The sequence below is a fragment of the Rhodococcus triatomae genome (assembly GCF_014217785.1).
GTDB classification, from domain to species: domain Bacteria; phylum Actinomycetota; class Actinomycetes; order Mycobacteriales; family Mycobacteriaceae; genus Rhodococcus_F; species Rhodococcus_F triatomae.
On sequence record NZ_CP048814.1, the window covers coordinates 158,714 to 179,377 of the forward strand.

Consider the following 20,664-nt stretch of genomic DNA (forward strand, 5'->3'; position numbering starts at 1 on the left):
CGGCTCACCCGACGGCCGTGGCCCGTCGAGACCCCGGCCCGATCGGGTCAGACCGCCAGGCAGCTGGCACCCAGAAGCGCCTTCAGATCGCCCATCAGCGCGGACGACGGCTCGACGCGCAGGCTGTCGTCCACCTTGAGCATGGTGATGCGGTCGCCACTGATCAGCCTCAGGTGCACGTCCGAGGTGCCGGGGTGCCGGGTGAGGATCTGCTTGAGTGCGCCCACTTTGTCCGGCGTGCACAGCCGGGTCGGCAGGCTCAGCGCGACGGGTTTGGCGACACCCACGGCGGACAGGTCCGGAACGGCGAGATCGTTGGCGATCAGTGAGATCCGGTCGTCGCGGATGGAGACCCGCGCCTTGACGAGCACCACCGTGTCCTCGGTGACGTCCATGCCGTACACCGAATACGCCTGGGGGAAGAACAGCACCTCGATGCCGCCGGTGAGGTCCTCGAGCTGGGCGGATGCCCAGGCGAGACCGTTCTTGTTGATCCGGCGATTGACCGAGGCGAGAATCCCGCCGACGGTCACCTGGGTGCCGTCCTTGATGTCGCCTTCGAGGATCGTCGGGATCGCGGTGTCCGCCTGAGCCGCGAGCACGTGCTCGATGCCGTTGAGCGGGTGGCCGGACACGTAGAGCCCGAGCATCTCGCGTTCGAGAGCGAGCCGATGCTTGGGTTCCCACTCCTCGTCCGGGATCCTGACGTTGAACACCGAGGTGATCGACTCGTCCGCGTCGGCACCACCGAAGAGGTCGAACTGGCCGATCGCCTCGGCCTTCTTGGTGCCCATGACCGCGTCGATCGCGTCCGCGTGCACGAGCATCAGCCCCTTGCGGGGATGGCCGAGCGAGTCGAATCCGCCGGCCTTGATGAGGGATTCGGTGACCTTCTTCGAGCAGGCCGTCGTGTCGATCTTGTCGAGGTAGTCGGAGAAGTCGGTGAACTTGGACTTCTCGGTGCGGGCCTTGATGATCGAGGCCACGACGTTGGAGCCGACGTTGCGGACGGCACCGAGCCCGAACCGGATGTCCTGGCCCACCGACGCGAAGTTGACCTCGGATTCGTTGACGTCCGGGGGCAGCACCGTGATCCCCATCTTGCGGCAGTCCGCGAGATAGACGGCGGCCTTGTCCTTGTCGTCACCGACCGAGGTGAGCAGCCCGGCCATGTACTCGCCGGGAAAGTTCGCCTTGAGGTACCCGGTCCAGAACGAGACGAGCCCGTACCCGGCGGCATGCGACTTGTTGAAGGCGTATCCGGCGAACGGGAGAATCGTGTCCCACAGCGCCTTGATGGCCGCCTTGGAGAACCCGTTCTCCTGCATGCCCTTCTCGAAGCCCTCGAACTCGGCGGCGAGGACCTCGGCCTTCTTCTTGCCCATGGCACGGCGCAGGATGTCCGCTCGGCCGAGCGAGTAGCCGGCGACCTTCTGGGCGATCTGCATGATCTGCTCCTGATAGACGATCAGGCCGTAGGTGTCGGCCAGGATCTCCTTCAGGGGTTCCTCGAGTTCGGGGTGGATGGGCTTGACCTCTTGCCGGCCGTTCTTGCGGTCGGCGTAGTCGTTGTGCGCGTTCATACCCATCGGGCCCGGTCGATAGAGCGCGAGCACGGCGACGATGTCCTCGAACCCGGTGGGCTGCATGCGGCGCAGCAGGTCACGCATGGCACTGCCGTCGAGCTGGAACACGCCGAGGGTGTCGCCGCGGGACAACAGCTCGTACGTCGCCGGATCCTCCAGCGGGAGCGTGTCGAGGTCGATGTCGATGCCGCGGTTGGCCTTGATGTTGTCGATCGCGTCCCCGATGACCGTCAGGTTCCGCAGACCCAGGAAGTCCATCTTCAGCAGGCCGATCGCCTCACACGACGGGTAGTCCCACCCCGTGATGATCGCCCCGTCCTGCGCGCGCTTCCACAGCGGAATCGCATCCATCAACGGCTCCGACGACATGATCACCGCACACGCGTGCACACCCGCGTTGCGAATCAGCCCCTCGAGACCCTTCGCCGTCTGATAGATCTTCGCGATATCCGGATTCGAATCGATCAGCGAGCGAACCTCGACCGCTTCCTTGTACCGCTCGTGATCCGGATCGGTGATCCCCGACACCGAGATGTCCTTCGCCATGATCGGCGGCGGCAACGCCTTCGTGATCTGATCGGCGATCGCGAACCCCGGCTGCCCGAACTGGACGCGCGCCGAATCCTTGATCGCCGCCTTCGTCTTGATCGTGCCGAACGTGATCACCTGGGCGACCTTGTCGCTGCCCCACTTCTCCGTCGCGTACCGCACCATCTCGCCGCGACGACGATCATCGAAGTCGATGTCGATATCGGGCATGGATACGCGCTCGGGGTTGAGGAAGCGCTCGAACAGCAGACCGTGCGGGATGGGGTCGATGTTGGTGATACCCATCGCGTACGCCACCAGCGATCCCGCCGCACTGCCACGACCGGGACCGACCCGGATCCCCACCTCACGGGCGTGGTTGATCAAGTCCCCGACCACCAGGAAGTACGCCGGGAACCCCATCTGGTTGATCACACCGATCTCGTATTCCGCACGATCGAAATACTCCTGCGGAACCCCGTTCGGGAACCGCCAGTGCAACCCCCGCATCACTTCCTCGTGCAACCAGGTCGCCTGCGTCTGGCCCTCCGGGACGGGGAATATCGGCATCCGGTCCCGGTGCGTCCACACTTCCTCGTAGGACTGCACCCGCTCGGCGATCAACAACGTGTTGTCACAGGCACCGGGAACCTCGTCATCCCACAACGCCCGCATCTCCGCCGCCGACTTCAGGTAGTACCCGTCGCCGTCGAACTTGAAGCGCGTCGGATCCGAGAGCGTCTTCCCGGTCTGGATGCACAGCAGCGCCTCGTGATTCTCCGCCGCCTCCTTGGTCACGTAATGGCAGTCGTTGGTCGCCAACGGCGGAATCCCCAACTCCTTGCCGATCCGCAACAGCCCCTCACGCACCCGCCGTTCGATCGACAGTCCGTGATCCATCAACTCCAGGAAGAAGTTGTCCGGACCCCAGATCTCCTGCCACTTCGCGGCTGCCTCGAGCGCCTCGCGATCGTGCCCCAGTCGCAAGCGGGTCTGGATCTCCCCCGACGGGCACCCCGTCGTGGCGATGATCCCCTCGTGATGATGCGCGATGAGGTCCTCGTCCATCCGGGCCCACTTGCCCAGCTGGCCCTCGATCGACGCCAGCGACGACAGCTTGAACAGATTCCGCAACCCCGTCGCGTTCTCCGCGACCATCGTCATGTGGGTGTACGCACCACTACCGGACACGTCGTCCGACTTCTGGCTCGGATCGCCCCACCGCACCCGCTTGCTCGAGAACCGCGACTCCGGCGCCACGTACGCCTCGATCCCGATGATCGGCTTGATCCCCTGCTTGGTGGCGCTGTTGTAGAACTCGCTCGCACCGTACATGTTGCCGTGATCGGTCATGCCGACCGCCGACATCCCCAACCGCTCCGCCTCGGCGAACAGCGGGCCGACCTTGGCCGCACCGTCCAGCATCGAGTACTCGGTGTGATTGTGCAGATGTACGAACGAGTCAGCCACGACGCCTCTTTCGGATGTTCGGGAGCGGAACCGAGTCTAGGTGCTGGCTCTGACATTCATCGCGTTGCCACACCGGCGGCCCGGCGACGGCGCGCACGAGCCAGCGCGTCGGTGGTGAAGATGGCCAGGGCCACCCAGATGAGGGCGAACCCGACCCAGCGGGAGGCGGGCATGTCCTCGTGCAGGACGAGCACTCCCCACGCCATCTGCAGCGCCGGGGTGAGGTACTGCAGCATCCCCATCGTGCTGAGCGGCACCCGCTGCGCCGCCACCGCGAACAGCAGCAGCGGCAGCGCCGTCACCGGTCCGGCAGCGAGCAGCAGCGCGGTGTGTCCGGGCCCCTCCGAGAGGAACGTCCCGGCACCTGTCGCGGCGAGAAACACCAGGTACCCCACCGCGAACGGCGAGGCGACGATGCCCTCCGCGGTGAGGCTCGTCCCCGCATCGAGCGGCACCACCTTCTTCACCAGGCCGTACGACGCGAACGAGAACGCGAGGACCAGGGCGATGTAGGGCGGATGCCCGTAGTCGACGGTGATGACCACCACCGCGACCGCAGCCAGTACCAGGGCGAGCACCTGCGGGCGGGTCAACCTCTCCCGGAACAGCACGACCCCCAGCAGCACGCTCACCAGTGGGTTCACGAAGTAGCCGAGGGCGGTCTCGACCACCCGGTCGGAGACGACCCCGTAGATGTAGGTGCCCCAGTTGACCGCGATCGCGGCCGAGGCGGCACACACCAGTGCCCATGTCCGCCGGTCCAGGCGTCGCAGTCGGCCCAGGCGTCCCGCGATCGCCGACACCGCGAGCATGAGCACCAGCGTCCAGACCACCCGATGGGCGAGGATCTCCACCGGTCCGGCGTCGCCGAGCAAGCCGAAGAACGCCGGAAAAGCGCCCCAGATCGTGTAGGCGCCCACCCCGCAGGCGGCTCCCGCCGCGGCACCGCGCGCTTCCGGGACACCTGTTCGCTGCGGTCGCAGATCGCTCACCCCGGGACGTCCCCGTCGTCCGGTCCGACCGAGGCGACGTCGAGATACTCGGGGAGCAGGGGCCGCACGGCGAACCGCCCGTAGACGGCGTCGGCGGGCAGCGCCTCCACGGCCCGGACGTCGGCTCGCTCCGACACCGCACGCAACGTGTCGATGTCGGCGCGCACCAGCACTCCCACCACACACGCGCAGTGTGCGGCGAGACCACGCGCGGTGGCGGCGGCGATCGCGGCCTGCCGCTCGTCTGCGGCCGGCAACGTCTGCGCCTTCACCACGGCGAGATCGTCCGCGGCGGCGAGCGCCGCGTCCCCGTCCGCCACCTGCTGCACCAGCAGCGGGGTCTGAACGCGGTCGAGCGACAGCCGGTACAGCACCTGGGAGACCCGCGCCTCCCCCACGGCGGCCCGGACCTGCGCGGTGGATATCGCGGGCGCGAAGGAGACGAGCGCCCACACCTGACCGCCCTCCGCCGGACCCGCCAGGGACTCCTGCGCGCGGGCCAGGTACTCGGCGATCGCTTCGCCGCCGTCGGGCCCGAGCGCATCCGTCGCCACACCTCGCGGCGGTGGCGGTGGCGCGGTGATCCCGAGACCGAGGACCAGGCCGACGAGGGCGACCACCGCGAGCAGGCTCGCAGCTCTCCCCCGACTCACCTATCCGCTCCGCAGGACCTCGAGGGCGTGCTCGAGGTCCTTCGGATACTCGCTGGTGATCTCGATCCACCGCCCGTCGGCGGGATGCGCGAAACCCAGTGCCCGGGCGTGGAGCCACTGACGCTCGAGGCCGAGCCGCTCGGCCAGCCGAGGATCGGCGCCGTAGGTGAGGTCACCACAGCACGGATGCCGCAGTGCGGAGAAGTGCACCCGGATCTGGTGGGTACGTCCGGTCTCGAGGTGGATGTCGAGCAGACTCGCCGCCTGGAACGCCTCGACCGTGTCGTAGTGGGTGATGCTCGGCTTCCCGTCGGCCGTGACCGTGAACTTCCAGTCGCTGCTGCGATGCCTGCCGATGGGTGCATCGATCGTGCCGCTGCTCGGATCCGGGTGGCCCTGGACCAGTGCGTGATACCGCTTGTCGATCGTGCGCTGCTTGAAGGCCCGCTTGAGCACCGTGTAGGCACGCTCGGACGTCGCGACCACCATGACACCCGAGGTGCCGACGTCCAGCCGGTGCACGATGCCCTGGCGCTCGTGTGCCCCGGACGTGGAGATCCGGAAGCCCGCCGCGGCCAGTCCTCCCACGACGGTCGGTCCGGTCCAGCCGACACTGGCGTGCGCGGCCACGCCGACCGGCTTGTCGACGGCGACGATGTCGTCGTCCGCGTAGAGAATGTCCATTCCCTCGACGGGCTCGGCGTCGATCGTGAGCGGCCGCGGCGGTTCCGGCAACTCCACCTCGAGCCAACTCCCCGCGGACAACCGATCCGACTTTCCCGCGACGACGCCGTCCACCAGCACCGACCCCTCCTCGGCGAGGGTCGCCGCCACGGTGCGCGACAAGCCGAGCAGGCGAGCGAGCCCCGCGTCGACCCGCATCGCATCAAGTCCGTCGGGCACCGGCATCGATCGTGTCTCCCTCACGCCGAGGCCCCCTTCTTCCGACCGTCGGGTTCGACCCCGAACACGGTGAGCGCCACCAACAGGATCGCGCCGCACACGATCGCGGAATCGGCCACGTTGAACACCGGCCACCACCCGATCGACACGAAGTCCACCACGTGACCGCGCATGACTCCCGGCGAGCGGAAGAACCGGTCCACGAGATTGCCGAGTGCACCGCCGAGAACCAGGCCCAGGCCGAGTGCCCACCAGGGAGAGCGAAGGGTCCTGCCGATCTTCACGACACCGATCACGACGCCCACCGCGACGAGGGTCAGCAGCCAGGTCATGCTCGTGGCCATCGAGAAGGCCGCGCCCGGATTGCGCACCATCCGCAGCGAGACGACGTCGCCGACCAGCCAGATCGGGGACCCGGGCTGGATATAGGCCACCGCGAGGATCTTCGTGACCAGATCGGAGACCAGGATCGCTGCGGCCACCGTGATCAACAGCCGCATGCGCCGTGGCGGCGCCACGCCCGCGAGCGCCGAATCGGTTTCGAGCGCCGAATCGGTTTCGGGTGAATCGGGCACGGCGGAATCGGGCACGGCGGGGTCGGGCGAAGGGTCGTGACTCACCAGTCCATCATCCACTACCCCGAGCGCGCCCGGACATCCGCTACACGCACCGCGACCGACACCCGGTACACGCGGGACGACCGATCGCCCCGGCGGTCGCCTATAACCTGGGTGAGTGCCTGTGCTGTCCAGACCCCCTGCGCCCCCTGTATCCCCTGTATCCCCTGTATCCCCTGTGTCCCCTGCGCCCCCGGTGTCCCGCCCGTCGCCCTCTGCGCTCACGTCCCGATCCCGGCGGACCGGAATCGCCGTCGTGGCAGCGACCGTGTCTCTGAGCGCCTTTCTCACGGCCTGCGGTGACGACGCACCGGATCCGTCGATCGGCGCCGACTCGGCCTCACCGAACGAGGTGACCGTCCCGGTGTCGGCCGTCGCCGTCGATCTCCTCGATCCCGGGGCAGAGCCCCGCTCACCCGTCTCCTACCGGCTCGCCGCCGGTATCGAGCAGCGGACGACACTGGTCACCGAGGCCAAGGTCTCGCAGCAGATCGACACGCAGAGCGCCCAGGACTTCTCCTCACCCGAGATCACTCTGCTCCTCGACGCACAGGTGGCCGAGGTCGAGGACACGGGCGCGGCCGTGGTGGATCTGACCATCGACGAGGCGACCAGCCCCGACGCCAGGCTCGGGTCGGCGCTCGAAGACAGCGACGGATCCGGCGCCGGTCTGACCGTGCAACCCGACGGCTCGGTGACCGCGCTGCGGCTGCGGCCGACCGCCGAATCCCAGGACATCGCGCGATCGGCCATCGAGCAGGCGATGTATCAGAGCGTCTATCGCACGGTGGCGTTTCCCGAGGAACCCCTCGGGATCGGCGCGCAGTGGACCGTCCGCCAGCAGGTCGTCAGCGGAATCGCCCTCGAACAGACCACGACAGCGACCCTCGTCGCCAGGGACGGCGACCGCCTGACCGTCGACTACACCGTGACGCAGGCACCGGAGTCGCCGACCTGGACTCTTCCCAACGATGCCGGAACCCTGCAGATCGAGCAGTACACGATGGAGGGCTCCGGCCAGGTCGTCGTGGACCTCGCTCGGCCGCTGCCCGTCGAGGGCCAGGTCCGCGTCGGCGGCGAGCAGGCGTACACGGACCCGAACGGCGCCACCGCACTGCGCCAGGGCACCGACAACACGGTCCGTTGGGAGAGCGAATGACCCCCGCCCACCGGATACTCGTCGGCGCAGCGGCGATCGCAGTGGCAGCGGCCGGGTGCGGGGCGGACGAGCCCACGTCTGCCGAGTCTCCCGATCTCCCGCCACTCGCTCCGCGGGTGACCGCGTCCCCCGACGCCCCCGGAGTCGGGTTCAACGATCCGGACGCGCTGACCCTGTCGCTGCTGGGTCCCGAGGACCTTCCCGCAGGGTTCATCGCCGAGCCCGACCCGGTCCTCGATCTGGGGCTTCCGCCTGCCGAACCGGACGAGTCCGGCGCCTCCTCGACCGAACCCGCCGTCTGTGCCGGCGTACTCTCCGAGATCGCCGTACAGCGGCCCGGCGCGATCGTCGCCTCGGCGTCGCGCTACACCGGGCCGGGATTCTCGAGTATCGACCAGGATGCCGCGAGCTACCGCGATTCGGCCGTGGCGGCGACGGCGTTCGCCGACCTGCAGGACATCCTCGCCGGATGCGCCTCCTACCGCGGCACCGATGCCGACGGTTTCGCCGTGGACTACACGGTGGGCGGCCGCGAGCAGGGTGCCGGCTCCTCGGACATCGAGGGTGTTCCGACGGTCAACTTTCGGGTCGTCACCGCCAGCGAGGGATTCTCGCTCTACTCGGACGTGGTGATCGCGGCGGTGGGCCCCACTCTCGTCCAACTGGTCGCGACCGGGCCGGACCCGATCGAACCGGCCGTGCTCGACGACCTCACCGACGCGGCGATCGAGAAGATCGCCGCTGGTCCTCCCGGCTGATCCGCCGGCGGCCGCCCGCCGCACACACGACGAAGCCGGTGCCGACCTTCCATGGTCGACACCGGCTTCGTCGTTGCTCTGCGCTGTCGCGGGCGATCAGCCGATCGGGGCTGTCGCGGGCGATCAGCCGATCAGGGCTGTCGCGGCGATCAGCCGATCAGGGCTGTCGTTCGGCGATCAATCGATCAGGGCGCCGGGCACGCAGGCGAGGTGAGCTGTGCGAGGCCCACGATCTGGCAGGCGCTGTCCTTCGAGAGCTTCCAGGTGTCGTCCTCGTTCACGAACGAGACCGGGAATCCACCCTCGACGGGCTCACCGTTGATCGACAGCTGCAGCTGGGCGCTGGCGAGTCCGTCACCCTGGTAGATGACGGGATCGAGCACGGTGACCTCGGCGTTGTTGAGGCGAGCCGACTCGGCGACCTGGTTGATGAGCTCGGGATCCTCCTCGGAGCCCTCGACCATCGTGATCTTCTCCTCGATCGGAGTGGCCGGGTCGAGACCGATGACGAGAAGTTCGTTGAACTCGGCAGCGGTGGGCACCTCGATGTCACCGTCCGATGCGGCGGTGGTGGTGTCGGCAGCGGCCGTGGTGGTGGTGGTCGCGTCGGCTCCGTTGTCGGAGTCGTCGGAGCCACAGGCGGACATGGTCAATGCTGCGACGATCGCGACTCCGGCGACGGTCATCTTACGATGCTTCAACTCGGTATTCCTCTTCAGTCTCGGGTATTCCGGGTCCTTCGGCAGCTCACACTACCCAAAAGTAGGAACAAGTACGCAAGGGTCGTCTGAGGGCATTCTGAGAATATGTCGACCCGGGATTGCGGCCGTGGAATTGCACGAGGGAATCGCACGTCGGGAATCGACCCCGGCTATTCCAGCGAATCTTCCGGTTCCGCCGGCCGTAATTCGCCGTCGGCCGCATCGAATGTCCGGGCCGGCCCAGGCCCGGACGTACGGGTCTCGAACCGGACGGTGACGACGCCGTGCCCGGCGCCCTGGACCCACCCGTGCCCGAACTGTGGGTGGGAGACGTCGAGCCCCGGGTACCACCGCTCCCGCGGGGCCCGGGCCGATGCGGGCGCCTCCTGCGGCGCGGCGGCTGTCGCGTCCGGCGGATCGATGTCCAGTTCGGGGAACAGCGAGCCCTGCGTCGACGACGACAGGCCCGCGAAGCCGACCCCCACGAGCCGGACCGGACCGAGCTCGACGGGATCGATCGCCTGTCTGCGGGCGGCGCCGACGAGCACCTGCCGATCGGTGGTCGAATACGGCAGCGTGATCGACCGGGTGATCACCGACATGTCCGACTTCCTCAGCTTCAGCACCACGGTGCGTGCGGACCGGCCGTCCCTGCCCAACCGGTCGAGAGCCGCACTCGCGGCCGATTCGATTGCGGTGAGCAGTGCGCCGAGGGTGACGATGTCCTCCGCATACGTGGTTTCCGCGCTGACCTGTTTGGCCTCTGCGCGTTCGGCGACGGGACGATCGTCGATCCCCCGGGCGATGCGGTGCAGACCCGGCCCGACAGTTGCGCCCAGCACGGATGCCACCTCCGATTCCGGCGTCCGGGCGAAGGCCCCGATCGTGTCGATGCCCACCTTCTTGAGTTTCTCCTCGGCGACGGGGCCGATTCCCCACAGCTTGCGAACCGGCAGCACGTCGAGGACGGCGTGCTGTTCCTGCTCGTCGATCACGGTGACCCCGTCGGGTTTCGCCAGCCCCGATGCGATCTTGGCGACCTGCTTCCCGGGCCCGGCACCGAGCGAGGCCACCAGACCGGTCTCCGCACGAACCAGCTGCCGCAGATTCTCGCAGTAGCTCCGTATCGTCTCGGGCTCCGCACCGACTAGATCGACGGGCTCGAAGAACGCCTCGTCCATCGACAACTGCTCGACGATCGGGATGCGGGTACGCAGCAGATCGAACACCGTCTTGCTGAGCAGCCCGTAGAGCTGCCCCCGCGGCGGGAGCACGACGGCCCCGACACCGACGAGCCTCCTGGCCTGATGCATCGGCATCGCCGATCGGGCGCCGAACACCCGCGCCTCGTAACTCGCTCCCGCGACGACACCCCGGCCGCCGAGCCCACCGACGAGCACCGGCCGACCACGCAGGGTCGGCCGGGTGAGCTGCTCCACCGAGGCGAAGAAGGCGTCCATGTCGAGGTGCAGCACCCAACGACCGTGCGCCCGCCCGGTCACCACCGCCGTCTCTCCTCGCTGCCGCTTGCGCGCTTTCCCCACGGCCGCGTGCGCGCCGCCGTGACCACGCCGGAAATCTACCCACCCCCACCGACATCTTCCGCGCCCAGCTCCCCCTCCCCTCCCAGGGTGAGGGGACCATTCGCCCGGTCTGACGAGGCGAAGGGTCCCGTCACCCTGGAGGAGGGCGGGGTGAGGAGGGCAGGGTGCGAGAGGCGGTGGGGCGAGCTACAGCGTCTCGGTGTGTCAGACCTTGGTGACCGTCGCCCGCACGCCCTCACCGAGATCGACCGCACCGGCGCCGGCCGGGCCGAATTCCAGTTCGGTGGCCAGGATCTCGCCGGCGATGAGATCGCGGTGGCGCTGCGCCCAGTCGACCCGCTCGGCCGGGACCTCGAGCACGACACGAATCCGGTCGGACACCTCGAGCCCACCTGCGCGGCGGGCGTCCTGCAGCTCCCGGATCCGGTCCTTGGCCCACCCCTCGGCCTCGAGTTCCTCCGTCACCACCGAGTCGAGGACCACCAGGCCACCGCCGCCGGGCAGTGCGGCGGTCGACTCCGGTTCGGCAGCCACCAGTCGCCGGGTGAACTCGGCCGGCAGCAACTCGATACCCGCCGCCACCACGGTTCCGTCCGCGTTCTCCGACCAGTCCCCCGCCTTGACGGCTTTGATCACGGTCTGCACGTCCTTGCCCAGACGCGGGCCCGCGGCGCGGGCATTGACCACGATCTCGAACCGACCGTGCACGTCCACGTCGTCCGTGAGGTCCACCTTCTTCACGTTGACCTCGTCGGCGATCAGGCCGAGGAACGGACGCATCCGGTCCGCATCCTCCGCGGCGACGGTGACCTCGGGCAGCGGCAACCGCACCCGAAGGTTCTGGGCCTTGCGCAGGCTCAGCACCGTCGAGCACACCGAACGCACGTCGTCCATCGACGCCACGAGCTCCGGATCCGCAGGCAGATCCCCGGATGCGGGCCAGTCCGCCAGATGGACCGACCGCTCGCCCGTCAGGCCGCGCCAGATCACCTCGCCGACCATCGGCAGCATCGGCGCCGCGAGCCGGGTCACGACCTCCAGGACCGTGTGCAGAGTGTCGATCGCCTCCTTGTCCTCGTCCCAGAAGCGGGTGCGGGAACGCCGCACGTACCAGTTGGTCAGCGCATCGCAGAAGGTACGCAACTCGTCGCACGCGCCGGCGATGTCGATGCGGTCGAGCGCCTCGGTGAGGGAATCTCGGGTCGCCGCCAGCTTGGCCAGGATGTACCGGTCCAGGACGTTGGTCGAGTCGGTCCGCCACTCACCGGATTCCGGGGCGTAGAGCTGAAGGAAGCTCCACGCGTTCCACAGCGGCAGGATCGCCTGACGGACGCCTTCCCGGATGCCCTGCTCGGTGACCACGAGGTTCCCGCCCCGCAGAATCGGCGAGGACATGAGGAACCAGCGCATCGCGTCGGAGCCGTCCCGGTCGAACACCTCGTTGACGTCCGGGTAGTTGCCCTTGGACTTGCTCATCTTGAGCCCGTCGTCGCCCAGCACGATGCCGTGCGCGGCGACCGTCTCGAACGCCGGCCTGTCGAAGAGCGCGGTGGCCAGCACGTGCAGCGTGTAGAACCAGCCGCGCGTCTGCCCGTTGTACTCGACGATGAAGTCGCCCGGGAAGTGGGATTCGAACCACTCGCGGTTCTCGAACGGATAGTGCGCCTGCGCGAACGGCATGGATCCGGATTCGAACCAGCAGTCGAGCACCTCGGGCACCCGGCGCATCGTCGACTGCCCGGTCGGATCGTCCGGATTCGGCCGGACGAGGTCGTCGATCATCGGCCGGTGCAGATCGTCCGGGCGCACGCCGAAATCGCGCTCGAGGTCGTCGAGCGAACCGTAGACGTCGATCCGTGGATACGCCGGGTCGTCGGACACCCAGACCGGGATCGGACTTCCCCAGTACCGGTTGCGGCTGATGTTCCAGTCCCGGGCACCTTCGAGCCACTTCCCGAATTGTCCGTCTCGGATGTGCTCGGGCACCCAGGTGATCTCCTGGTTCAGCTCGACCATCCGATCCCGGAATTTCGTCACTGCCACGAACCACGACGGCACCGCCATGTAGATCAGCGGCTGACCGCTGCGCCAGCTGTGCGGGTAGGAGTGTTCGATGGTTTCGTGCCGCAGCAACTTTCCGGCAACCTTGAGGTCCTTGATGATGACCGGGTTCGCGTCGAAGACCTGGAGCCCCTCGTACGGGGGAACCATCGAGGTGAAACGGCCGCCCGGGTCGAGCGGCTGGACGATCTCGATGCCGTTCGCCGTCGCGACGTCCATGTCCTCCTCACCGAACGCGGGCGCCAGATGGACGACACCGGTACCGGAGTCTGTCGTGACGTAATCCGCGGCGATGACCCGATGCGCGTTCGCCCGCCCCAGGAAGAAGTCGAACGGCGGCTCGTAGGCGAGCCCGACCAGATCACTTCCCCGATGCTCGGAGAGCACCTCGGGGGCGTCGCCGAGTTCCCGGGCGTAGTGCGCGAGCCGGTCCTTCGCCAGCACGTACCGCGCACCGTCCACCGCGACCTGCACATACGCGACGTCCGGATGCACTCCGACCGCGAGGTTCGACGGCAGCGTCCACGGTGTCGTGGTCCAGATCAGCGCGGCGGCGCCGTCGAGCACCGAGTCCGGCGCGGACAGCGGCATCGCCACGGTGACGGCCGGATCCTGGCGCATCTTGTAGGCGTCGTCGAGCCGGGTCTCCTGGTTCGACAGGGGGGTCTGCTCGTACCAGCTGTACGGGAGCACCCGAAAGCCCTGGTAGATGAGCCCCTTGTCGTACAGCGCCTTGAACGCCCACATCACGGACTCCATGAAGTCCAGATCGAGGGTCTTGTAGTCGTTGTCGAAGTCGACCCACCGGGCCTGCCGCGTCACGTAGTCGCGCCACTCGTCGGTGTACCGCAGGACCGAGGACTTGCAGTACGCGTTGAACTCGGCCAGGCCCATCTGGTCGATCTGCGACTTGTCCTTGATGCCGAGTTGCTTCTCGGCCTCGAGTTCGGCCGGGAGCCCGTGGCAGTCCCACCCGAAACGCCGCTCCACCTTCCGGCCACGCATCGTCTGGTAGCGCGGCACCAGATCCTTGACGTAGCCGGTGAGCAGGTGACCGTAGTGCGGGAGTCCGTTGGCGAACGGCGGGCCGTCGTAGAAGACGAACTCGGGGTCGTCCTTCCGGTTCGCCACCGACGCACGGAAGGTGTCGTCGGCCGCCCAATCCGCCAGTACTTTCGCCTCGAGCTGGGGGAACCGGACACCCGCATCCTTCGGGACGCCGTAGTCCACCTTCGGATAGGAGCCGGCCGGGCCGCTGCCGGTCGAATTGCCGGGACCGCTGCTGTCACTCACCGTCGATACTCCTCGTGCCTCGTGTGACTCCGGCACGGGGACGACGGACGGCGCATCGTGCGCTCGCCACCGCGGTACCACCCCGCTTGCGCCCCGATCGGTGTGATCACACCGGGGACGCCACTCCTTCACGGGCTGTGACGGGCCCACCCGTTCGGTTCTACTGAGCCGTGCGGCCGTGGCCGCGAGACCGTTCTTCCGAAGGCTCCCCGGTGATAGCCGGATCGACGCCGAACACCATCTTAACGCTCCCCGTCGGCGGCCGACGGATCACTCCCCTCGGCGGGCGGGGACGGAGGTGCCGTCCCGGTGTCGTGTTCCGCCTCGGCCGAGTGGGTGGGACCGGACGAGTGAGTGGGGCCCGACCGATGCGCGGAGCCCGACGGCCTCGCGTGCCGCGGTTCCCGCCCCGACTCGACCTCGTCGATCGGAGCCCGCTTACCTGCCAGTGCACTGATCAGCAGGACGACCGCACCGATCACACACACCACGATGCAGCCCCAGGCCCAGATCACCGAACCCGTCATCAGTGCGACGACCAGCAGTGCGAATCCCGCTGCCGCCAACACCAACGTCACGACCAGCACTGTTGCACCTCGATCCTCCGTCCGAGACACACCCGAAAGCGGACACACCCGTAAGCGACGGATCGAAAGCCGGCCGTCCGGTCAGTTGCCGCCCTTCGCGTACGACGACTGGCTGAACGAATCCTGGCCCCCGTCGGCGGGCATCGCCGATCCGCGCTGCTCGAGCTCCTCGAGCTGCGACTCCAGGTACGACTTCAGGCGCACGCGGTACTCGCGCTCGTAGGTCTTGAGGACCTCGATCCGGCCTTCCAACACCGACCGCTGCTGGTTGATGGTGGCCATGATCTCGGTGTGCTTCTTCTCGGCGTCCGCCTGGAGGGCGTCGGCCTTCTCCTTCGCCTGGCGAAGCTGCGTCTCCGAACGAGTCTGCGCGTCGCTGAGGAGGGCGTCCGACTTCTGGCGCGCCTCGGCGACCATGGAGTCGGCACGCGAACGGGCGTCGCTGACCAGCTGCTCGGAGTTGGCCCGGGCGTTGCCGAGCAGCTGCTCGGACTCCGCCTTCGCATCACTGGTGAGGCGATCTGCCATCTCCTGAGCCAGGCCCAGGACCTTCGCGGCCTGCATGTGGGCGTCGGCACTCTGCGCGCCGGAGGGCTGTGGGGCGACCGGGGCTGCGGCCTTGACCGGCTCGGGGGCCCGCACGGGCTCCGGAGCGGGGGCCGGTGCCGCGGCAGCCGGCTGGCGGGGCGCCTTCTTGGCGTCCGAGAGCTCCTTGTCGAGCTCACCCACCCGCTGGCGGAGGTCCGCGTTCTCCTCGATCAGCCGCGAGAGCTCCTGCTCCACGAGGTCGAGGAAGGCATCCACCTCGTCCTCGTTGTAGCCACGCTTTCCGATCGGAGGCTTGCTGAACGCTACGTTGTGCACATCAGCTGGTGTCAGCGGCATGGAAGGATCCCTTCACGCATCATTTTGGCGGTCGAGCAAGCATTCAGTTAAAGGCAGTCTACGCGCTCACGTTCCGTCACAAGGTCAATGGTCACCATTGTGTCACACGAAACCGGTGGCTCGGGCCTGCCCCTGAACGATCGACATCAGGATGAAAACGAGGAACAGCAGGACCATGATCGACAGGTCCAGGCGCACCCCACCCAGATTGAGCGGCGGAATGATACGGCGCAACAATTTCACCGGCGGGTCGGTGACGGTGAACACCGCTTCCAGAATGACGACCACGAATCCGGTCGGGCGCCAGTCACGCGCGAACGTGCGGACGAACTCGACGATGATCCTGCCGATCAGAAGCAGCCAGAAGACGAAGAGGATCAGATACAGAACCTGGAACAAGGCCACGCGCCCACTCTGCCTGAGAACAGGCCGCCGATCAAAACGGCACGCCCGTACGAGAACATGCCGATCGGTGCAGCCGGGACCGCCAGGGGCAGGATCAGCTGCACACGAACTTACTTCTGACTGTAGAAACCGGTCTCGGCGATACGCTTGCGCTCCTCCGCCGACACGTCGATGTCCGCGGGCGAGAGCAGGAACACCTTCGTCGCGACCTTGTCGAACGATCCGCGCAGCGCGAATGCCAGGCCGGCCGCGAAATCGACCAGACGCTTGGCGTCCGCGTTGCTCATCTCGACCAGATCCATGATGACCGGAGTGCCGTCCCGGAAACGCTCGCCGATGGTGCGCGCCTCGGAGTAGTCGCGGGGACGGAGGGTGGTGATCTTCGAGAGCGGTCCGCCCTCGTCGAAGAGCGAGCCTCGCCGGGCGTCACGGTCAGAGCGGGTGTCGCCTCCCGCCAGGCGCGCCGCACGGGCAGGCGACGCCGCACTCGTGCGTGGGCCCCGGGAGCCGATCGGCTCCACCCGCGAGGGGTGCCGGGCACCGGCGTCGTAGCGGTCGAAGTCCTCACGGTCGAAATCGTCGCGCTCGTCACGCCGCGGGGCCGAATAGGCCGGGCCGAAAGCAGGTTCCGCGAACTCCCGATCGTCGCGCTCGAGATACGGGTCGCGGCCGTCGCGCGGTCCACGGGCCGGCCGCCGCGACTGCTCGGGAACGTCGATGTAGTCGTCCTCGTAGTCGTCGAGAGGCACCATGCCGAAGTACGCCTTGAACTTGTGCAGACTGCTCATTGATCGACCTTCCTTGGCGCGACGGGCTGGGCGATCACCTTCGGCACGGGCTACGAGCTCGAGTTCGGCAATCACGTCGAGGTTATCGGGCGGGAACCGAGCAGCGCGGTTCCGACACGCACGCACGTGGATCCGTACCGGACAGCGTGTTCCAGATCATTCGTCATGCCGGCTGAGAGTTGCGTCGCATTCGGAAAAGCTCGCACGAAATCCCGGTGTACCCGTTGCAGTTCCGCGAATGCCGTCTCGGCGTCCGAGCCGAGTGGGGGAACCGCCATCAGGCCGACCAGTCGCAGATTCGGTGCCTCCTCGGCACGCGTTCCCAACCGTTCCAGCTCCGGCAGCGGGGCGCCACCACGCTCCGGGTCGCCGTCCAGGCTGACCTGGACGAAGACGTCGAGCGGATCCGTACGCTCCCCTGCCTCGCGGGACGCGGTGGCAGCCCGGTCGAGCGCGGCGAGCAGGCGCTCGCTGTCCACCGAGTGGACGGCACTCGCCCACCGCGCCACCCCACGGGCCTTGTTCCGCTGCAGATTTCCGATCATGTCCCACCGGACTGACGCGTCGTCGACCGCGGCGCGGAACTGATCGATCTTGGCCGCCGCCTCCTGCTCCCGCGACTCACCGAAGTGGCGGCAACCGAGGTCGTACAGGATGCGGACGTCCGACACGGGAAAGAACTTGGTGACCGGCAACAGCGTCACGGACTCCGGGTCGCGCCCCGCCGCCCGGCACGCCCGTTCGAGTCGCGCGCGCGCCGCAGTGAGCGCGGCGGTGACCTCGCGGACACGGTCGGTCGCCCCGTGGGCACCGCCCGGGCTCACCGCGTCCAGCCCCTCGTTCACGAGGGCTCCATCCAGATCACCGCCGCCTGCCGACCGGTCGGCGCACCCCGCCGGTGACTGAACAGGGACTGGTCCTCGATCGTGCACCGCGGGTCCTCGGCCACCCCCGCGACCCCGGCGGCGAGCAGCTGCCTGCGGATCCCGGCACGCAGGTCGAGTCCCGGAGTGCCTTTCTCGGTACGCACGGCACTGCCGGGCAGATGCGCTTCGACGTCCGCCTGCATACCGACCGGCACCTCGTACTGCCGACCACTGGCCGCAGGCCCGAGGAGCACGCCGATCCGGTCCAGACGCGCGCCCTGCCGGACCATCGCTTCGAGCACGCGCGGGACGATCCCGATGCGCGCACCCACCCGCCCGGCATGGGCGGCCGCGATGACGCCCGCCTCGTCGTCGGAGAGCAACAGCGGCACACAGTCGGCGCTGAGCGTCGCGAGTGCGAGACCGGGAACCGCGGTCACCAGCGCGTCGGTCGCCTCGACCGGCGTGGACCTGGGCTCGGACACCACGGTCACGGTGCGACTGTGGATCTGCTCCATCCAGATCAGGTGGTCGGGCTCGACCCCGATCCGTCCGGCGAGCCGCGCCCGGTTGGCTGCGACCGCAGCGGGATCGTCGCCGACATGGTCACCGAGATTGAACGAGCCGTACGGTTCGGCCGACACCCCGCCGGCACGCGAGGTGACGACCCGCCGAACCCGTGCGGTCACCGGCGCATGAAGATGGGAACGTCGACGTCGTCCTCGCCGTCCTCGTCGGAGACGGGTGCGCGCCCCGAGTTCCCGAGCGGAGGCAGGGTGCTGCCCGAAGAACCGATGGTCTCCCGGGTCACCGAGACCGGTTCCGGCTGTTCGGCACCTGTCGCGGGGCGACCGATCTCGCCGGCCCGGCCCACGCCGATCGCGTTGCGGCCCGCCTGGCCCTGCTGCGCCTGCCCACCCTGGCGCTGCTCGGCCTCGACCGGACGACGGGCGGGGGTCCCCCCGTCGAATCCGGCGGCGATGACCGTGACCCGGACCTCGTCGCCGAGGGAATCGTCGATGACCGTTCCGAAGATGATGTTGGCGTCGATGTGGGCGGCCTCCTGCACCAGCGAGGCGGCCTCGTTGATCTCGAAGAGACCGAGATCGCTACCACCGGCGATCGACAGCAGCACCCCGCGGGCGCCTTCCATCGACGCCTCGAGCAGCGGCGAGTTGATCGCCGCCTCGGCGGCCTTGATCGCGCGGCCCTCGCCTCGCGACGAACCGATCCCCATCAGCGCGCTTCCCGCGCCGGACATGACGCCCTTGACGTCGGCGAAGTCGACGTTGATGAGACCGGGTGTGGTGATGAGATCGGTGATGCCCTGGACACCGTTGAGGAGCACCTCGTCGGCGGAGCGGAAGGCATCCATCAGACTGACCGCGGCGTCGCCGAGCTGGAGCAGGCGGTCGTTGGGGATCACGATGAGCGTGTCGCAGGACTCCCGCAACGACTGGATCCCGGTGTCGGCCTGGCCGCCACGGCGCTTGCCCTCGAACGAGAACGGACGGGTGACGACACCGACGGTGAGTGCACCCAGCTTGCGCGCGATGCTCGCCACGACGGGTGCGCCACCGGTCCCGGTTCCGCCACCCTCGCCTGCGGTGACGAACACCATGTCGGCGCCCTTGAGCACCTCTTCGATCTCGTCCTTGTGGTCCTCGGCGGCCTTGCGTCCCACCTCGGGGTCCGCGCCGGCACCGAGGCCGCGGGTCAGCTCGCGACCGACGTCGAGTTTGACGTCGGCGTCGCTCATGAGGAGTGCCTGGGCGTCGGTGTTGACCGCGATGAACTCGACTCCCTTGAGTCCCTGTTCGATCATCCGGTTGACAGCATTCACGCCGCCGCCGCCGATGCCGACGACCTTTATTACGGCGAGGTAGTTGTGCGGGGGCGTCATCGGCTCTCGCCTTCCGTGAGTGTGTGTCGCGCTCTGGTACAGATCACTTCTTGCCTTCTGATCACTTTCCGCCGAGTCCCTCAAGTCTCAACCTCAACCACAGGGTTATGGTTATGTCAAGTACTCGACTGTGCGAAACGCTATGCACCGTCGCAGTGATCCGCCACTAGGCGCGCCGAGGCAGTTCCGGGAATTTGCGTCCCGCCTCCGTGCCGTCGTCATCGCACCGTCGGCAGGTCCGGACTCGACACGTCGTACGTCTGTCCCGGCTGCGTGAGCAGCGGCAGCGCGACCGCACCCTTGCGGGCGGACTGATCGGTGCCGCCCCACATGACGATCCGGCCGTCGTGCAACGTGACCGACACGTCCGAGATCGACCGTGCGGCAACCTCGCCGACCTGCTCCCGCAGTTGCGGAGGCATCGCCTCCAGGATCTCGAGCGCCGCCGCCGTCGCCGGATCACCCCACCCCGGGGCATCCGCCACGAGTTTCGGCAGCCCCGGAGGTGGCGGCGCGACCGCGAAGTCCACACCTTCCCCGTCCAGCAGGTGCGTTCCGTCGGGATGCTCGGTGAAGACCACCGGCATCCGTTCCGTGACCGTCACCCGGATCGTCGACGGGTAGATGCGCTGGACCCGCGCCGAGGCGACCTTCGGGATCGCCGCCACCCGAGCCGCCGCACCGCCGGTGTCCACCCTCGGCAACGGCTGCCCCGGCGGAACATCCAGCGCCGCGAGCACCTCCTGCTCGGACAGCTCCACGACGCCCACCACCTCCGTGGTCCGCACCGCCAGCACGGGCGTGAACCAGGCAGCCGCGACGAGTCCACCGACCACCGCGACGACGAGCGCCACCAGTACCGGCACCCGGCGGTACCACGGGCGCCGCTCGGGCGCGGGTCGGTCCGCACCATGCTCGACGCGTCGCCGGGACGGACCTCGGCCCGAATCCGCGCGCGCCGTCGC

The 20,664-nt window shown here is 68.2% G+C and carries 18 protein-coding genes; 2 read left to right on the top strand and 16 right to left on the bottom strand.

Features of this window, described 5'->3' with window-relative positions; genetic code table 11:
* Positions 1-47: 47 nt before the first annotated feature.
* From dnaE to lspA, 5 genes are read right to left on the bottom strand one after another with little or no spacing between them, the layout of a single operon-like run.
* Positions 48-3,584 carry a DNA polymerase III subunit alpha gene (gene dnaE, locus G4H71_RS00755; protein ID WP_072737749.1) on the bottom strand — a complete coding sequence of 1,179 codons (3,537 nt, stop codon included), beginning with the start codon at positions 3,582-3,584 and terminating at the stop codon, positions 48-50.
* 56 nt (positions 3,585-3,640) lie between these two features.
* Positions 3,641-4,567, bottom strand: coding sequence for an EamA family transporter RarD (gene rarD / locus G4H71_RS00760; protein WP_072737857.1), 927 nt, complete (start codon positions 4,565-4,567; stop codon positions 3,641-3,643).
* Between the two features lie 5 nt (positions 4,568-4,572).
* Complete coding sequence (locus G4H71_RS00765; RefSeq protein ID WP_072737748.1) at positions 4,573-5,229, bottom strand: hypothetical protein; 657 nt, start codon at positions 5,227-5,229, stop codon at positions 4,573-4,575.
* Positions 5,230-6,156, bottom strand: a complete 927-nt coding sequence (locus G4H71_RS00770) for an RluA family pseudouridine synthase (RefSeq protein WP_072737747.1) — start codon at positions 6,154-6,156, stop codon at positions 5,230-5,232.
* A complete protein-coding gene (gene lspA, locus G4H71_RS00775; RefSeq protein WP_371842275.1) occupies positions 6,153-6,767 on the bottom strand; it encodes a signal peptidase II in 615 nt (204 codons plus the stop codon). The genes G4H71_RS00770 and lspA overlap by 4 nt, the downstream gene beginning before the upstream one ends.
* A 238-nt stretch (positions 6,768-7,005) precedes the next feature.
* Here lspA and G4H71_RS00780 point away from each other — a divergent pair, with 238 nt between their 5' ends.
* Together G4H71_RS00780 and G4H71_RS00785 are read left to right on the top strand one after the other, a co-directional pair.
* Positions 7,006-7,908, top strand: coding sequence for a hypothetical protein (locus G4H71_RS00780; protein ID WP_246442654.1), 903 nt, complete (start codon positions 7,006-7,008; stop codon positions 7,906-7,908).
* On the top strand, positions 7,905-8,666 hold the full coding sequence (locus tag G4H71_RS00785) for a sensor domain-containing protein (protein WP_072737746.1): 762 nt from the start codon (positions 7,905-7,907) through the stop codon (positions 8,664-8,666). Before G4H71_RS00780 ends, G4H71_RS00785 begins: the two co-directional genes overlap by 4 nt.
* Before the next feature lie 185 nt (positions 8,667-8,851).
* On the opposite strand, the gene G4H71_RS00790 is transcribed toward G4H71_RS00785, so the two are convergent.
* From G4H71_RS00790 to G4H71_RS00840, 11 genes are all read right to left on the bottom strand, one after another.
* Positions 8,852-9,352: a WKL family lipoprotein gene (locus tag G4H71_RS00790; RefSeq protein WP_371842272.1), complete on the bottom strand. Its 501-nt coding sequence runs from the start codon at positions 9,350-9,352 to the stop codon at positions 8,852-8,854.
* Between the two features lie 185 nt (positions 9,353-9,537).
* On the bottom strand, positions 9,538-10,869 hold the full coding sequence (locus G4H71_RS00795; RefSeq protein WP_443096426.1) for a DNA polymerase IV: 1,332 nt from the start codon (positions 10,867-10,869) through the stop codon (positions 9,538-9,540).
* A gap of 246 nt (positions 10,870-11,115) precedes the next feature.
* On the bottom strand, positions 11,116-14,265 hold the full coding sequence (ileS, locus tag G4H71_RS00800; RefSeq protein WP_072737743.1) for an isoleucine--tRNA ligase: 3,150 nt from the start codon (positions 14,263-14,265) through the stop codon (positions 11,116-11,118).
* A gap of 242 nt (positions 14,266-14,507) precedes the next feature.
* Positions 14,508-14,843 carry a hypothetical protein gene (locus G4H71_RS00805; RefSeq protein ID WP_169847143.1) on the bottom strand — a complete coding sequence of 112 codons (336 nt, stop codon included), beginning with the start codon at positions 14,841-14,843 and terminating at the stop codon, positions 14,508-14,510.
* Positions 14,844-14,933: 90 nt separating this feature from the next.
* Positions 14,934-15,737, bottom strand: a complete 804-nt coding sequence (gene wag31, locus G4H71_RS00810; protein ID WP_072737741.1) for a DivIVA-like cell division protein Wag31 — start codon at positions 15,735-15,737, stop codon at positions 14,934-14,936.
* Between the two features lie 102 nt (positions 15,738-15,839).
* Positions 15,840-16,142 carry a YggT family protein gene (locus tag G4H71_RS00815; protein ID WP_072737740.1) on the bottom strand — a complete coding sequence of 101 codons (303 nt, stop codon included), beginning with the start codon at positions 16,140-16,142 and terminating at the stop codon, positions 15,840-15,842.
* A gap of 110 nt (positions 16,143-16,252) precedes the next feature.
* Positions 16,253-16,930 (bottom strand): cell division protein SepF, encoded by a 678-nt coding sequence (locus tag G4H71_RS00820; protein WP_072737739.1) that lies wholly within the window; start codon positions 16,928-16,930, stop codon positions 16,253-16,255.
* A gap of 71 nt (positions 16,931-17,001) precedes the next feature.
* On the bottom strand, positions 17,002-17,775 hold the full coding sequence (locus tag G4H71_RS00825; RefSeq protein WP_246442652.1) for a YggS family pyridoxal phosphate-dependent enzyme: 774 nt from the start codon (positions 17,773-17,775) through the stop codon (positions 17,002-17,004).
* Positions 17,772-18,485, bottom strand: coding sequence for a peptidoglycan editing factor PgeF (pgeF, locus tag G4H71_RS00830; RefSeq protein WP_072737738.1), 714 nt, complete (start codon positions 18,483-18,485; stop codon positions 17,772-17,774). Before pgeF ends, G4H71_RS00825 begins: the two co-directional genes overlap by 4 nt.
* On the bottom strand, positions 18,482-19,699 hold the full coding sequence (ftsZ, locus tag G4H71_RS00835) for a cell division protein FtsZ (RefSeq protein WP_072737737.1): 1,218 nt from the start codon (positions 19,697-19,699) through the stop codon (positions 18,482-18,484). Before ftsZ ends, pgeF begins: the two co-directional genes overlap by 4 nt.
* A 218-nt stretch (positions 19,700-19,917) precedes the next feature.
* Positions 19,918-20,556: a cell division protein FtsQ/DivIB gene (locus G4H71_RS00840; RefSeq protein WP_072737853.1), complete on the bottom strand. Its 639-nt coding sequence runs from the start codon at positions 20,554-20,556 to the stop codon at positions 19,918-19,920.
* Positions 20,557-20,664: the final 108 nt, after the last annotated feature.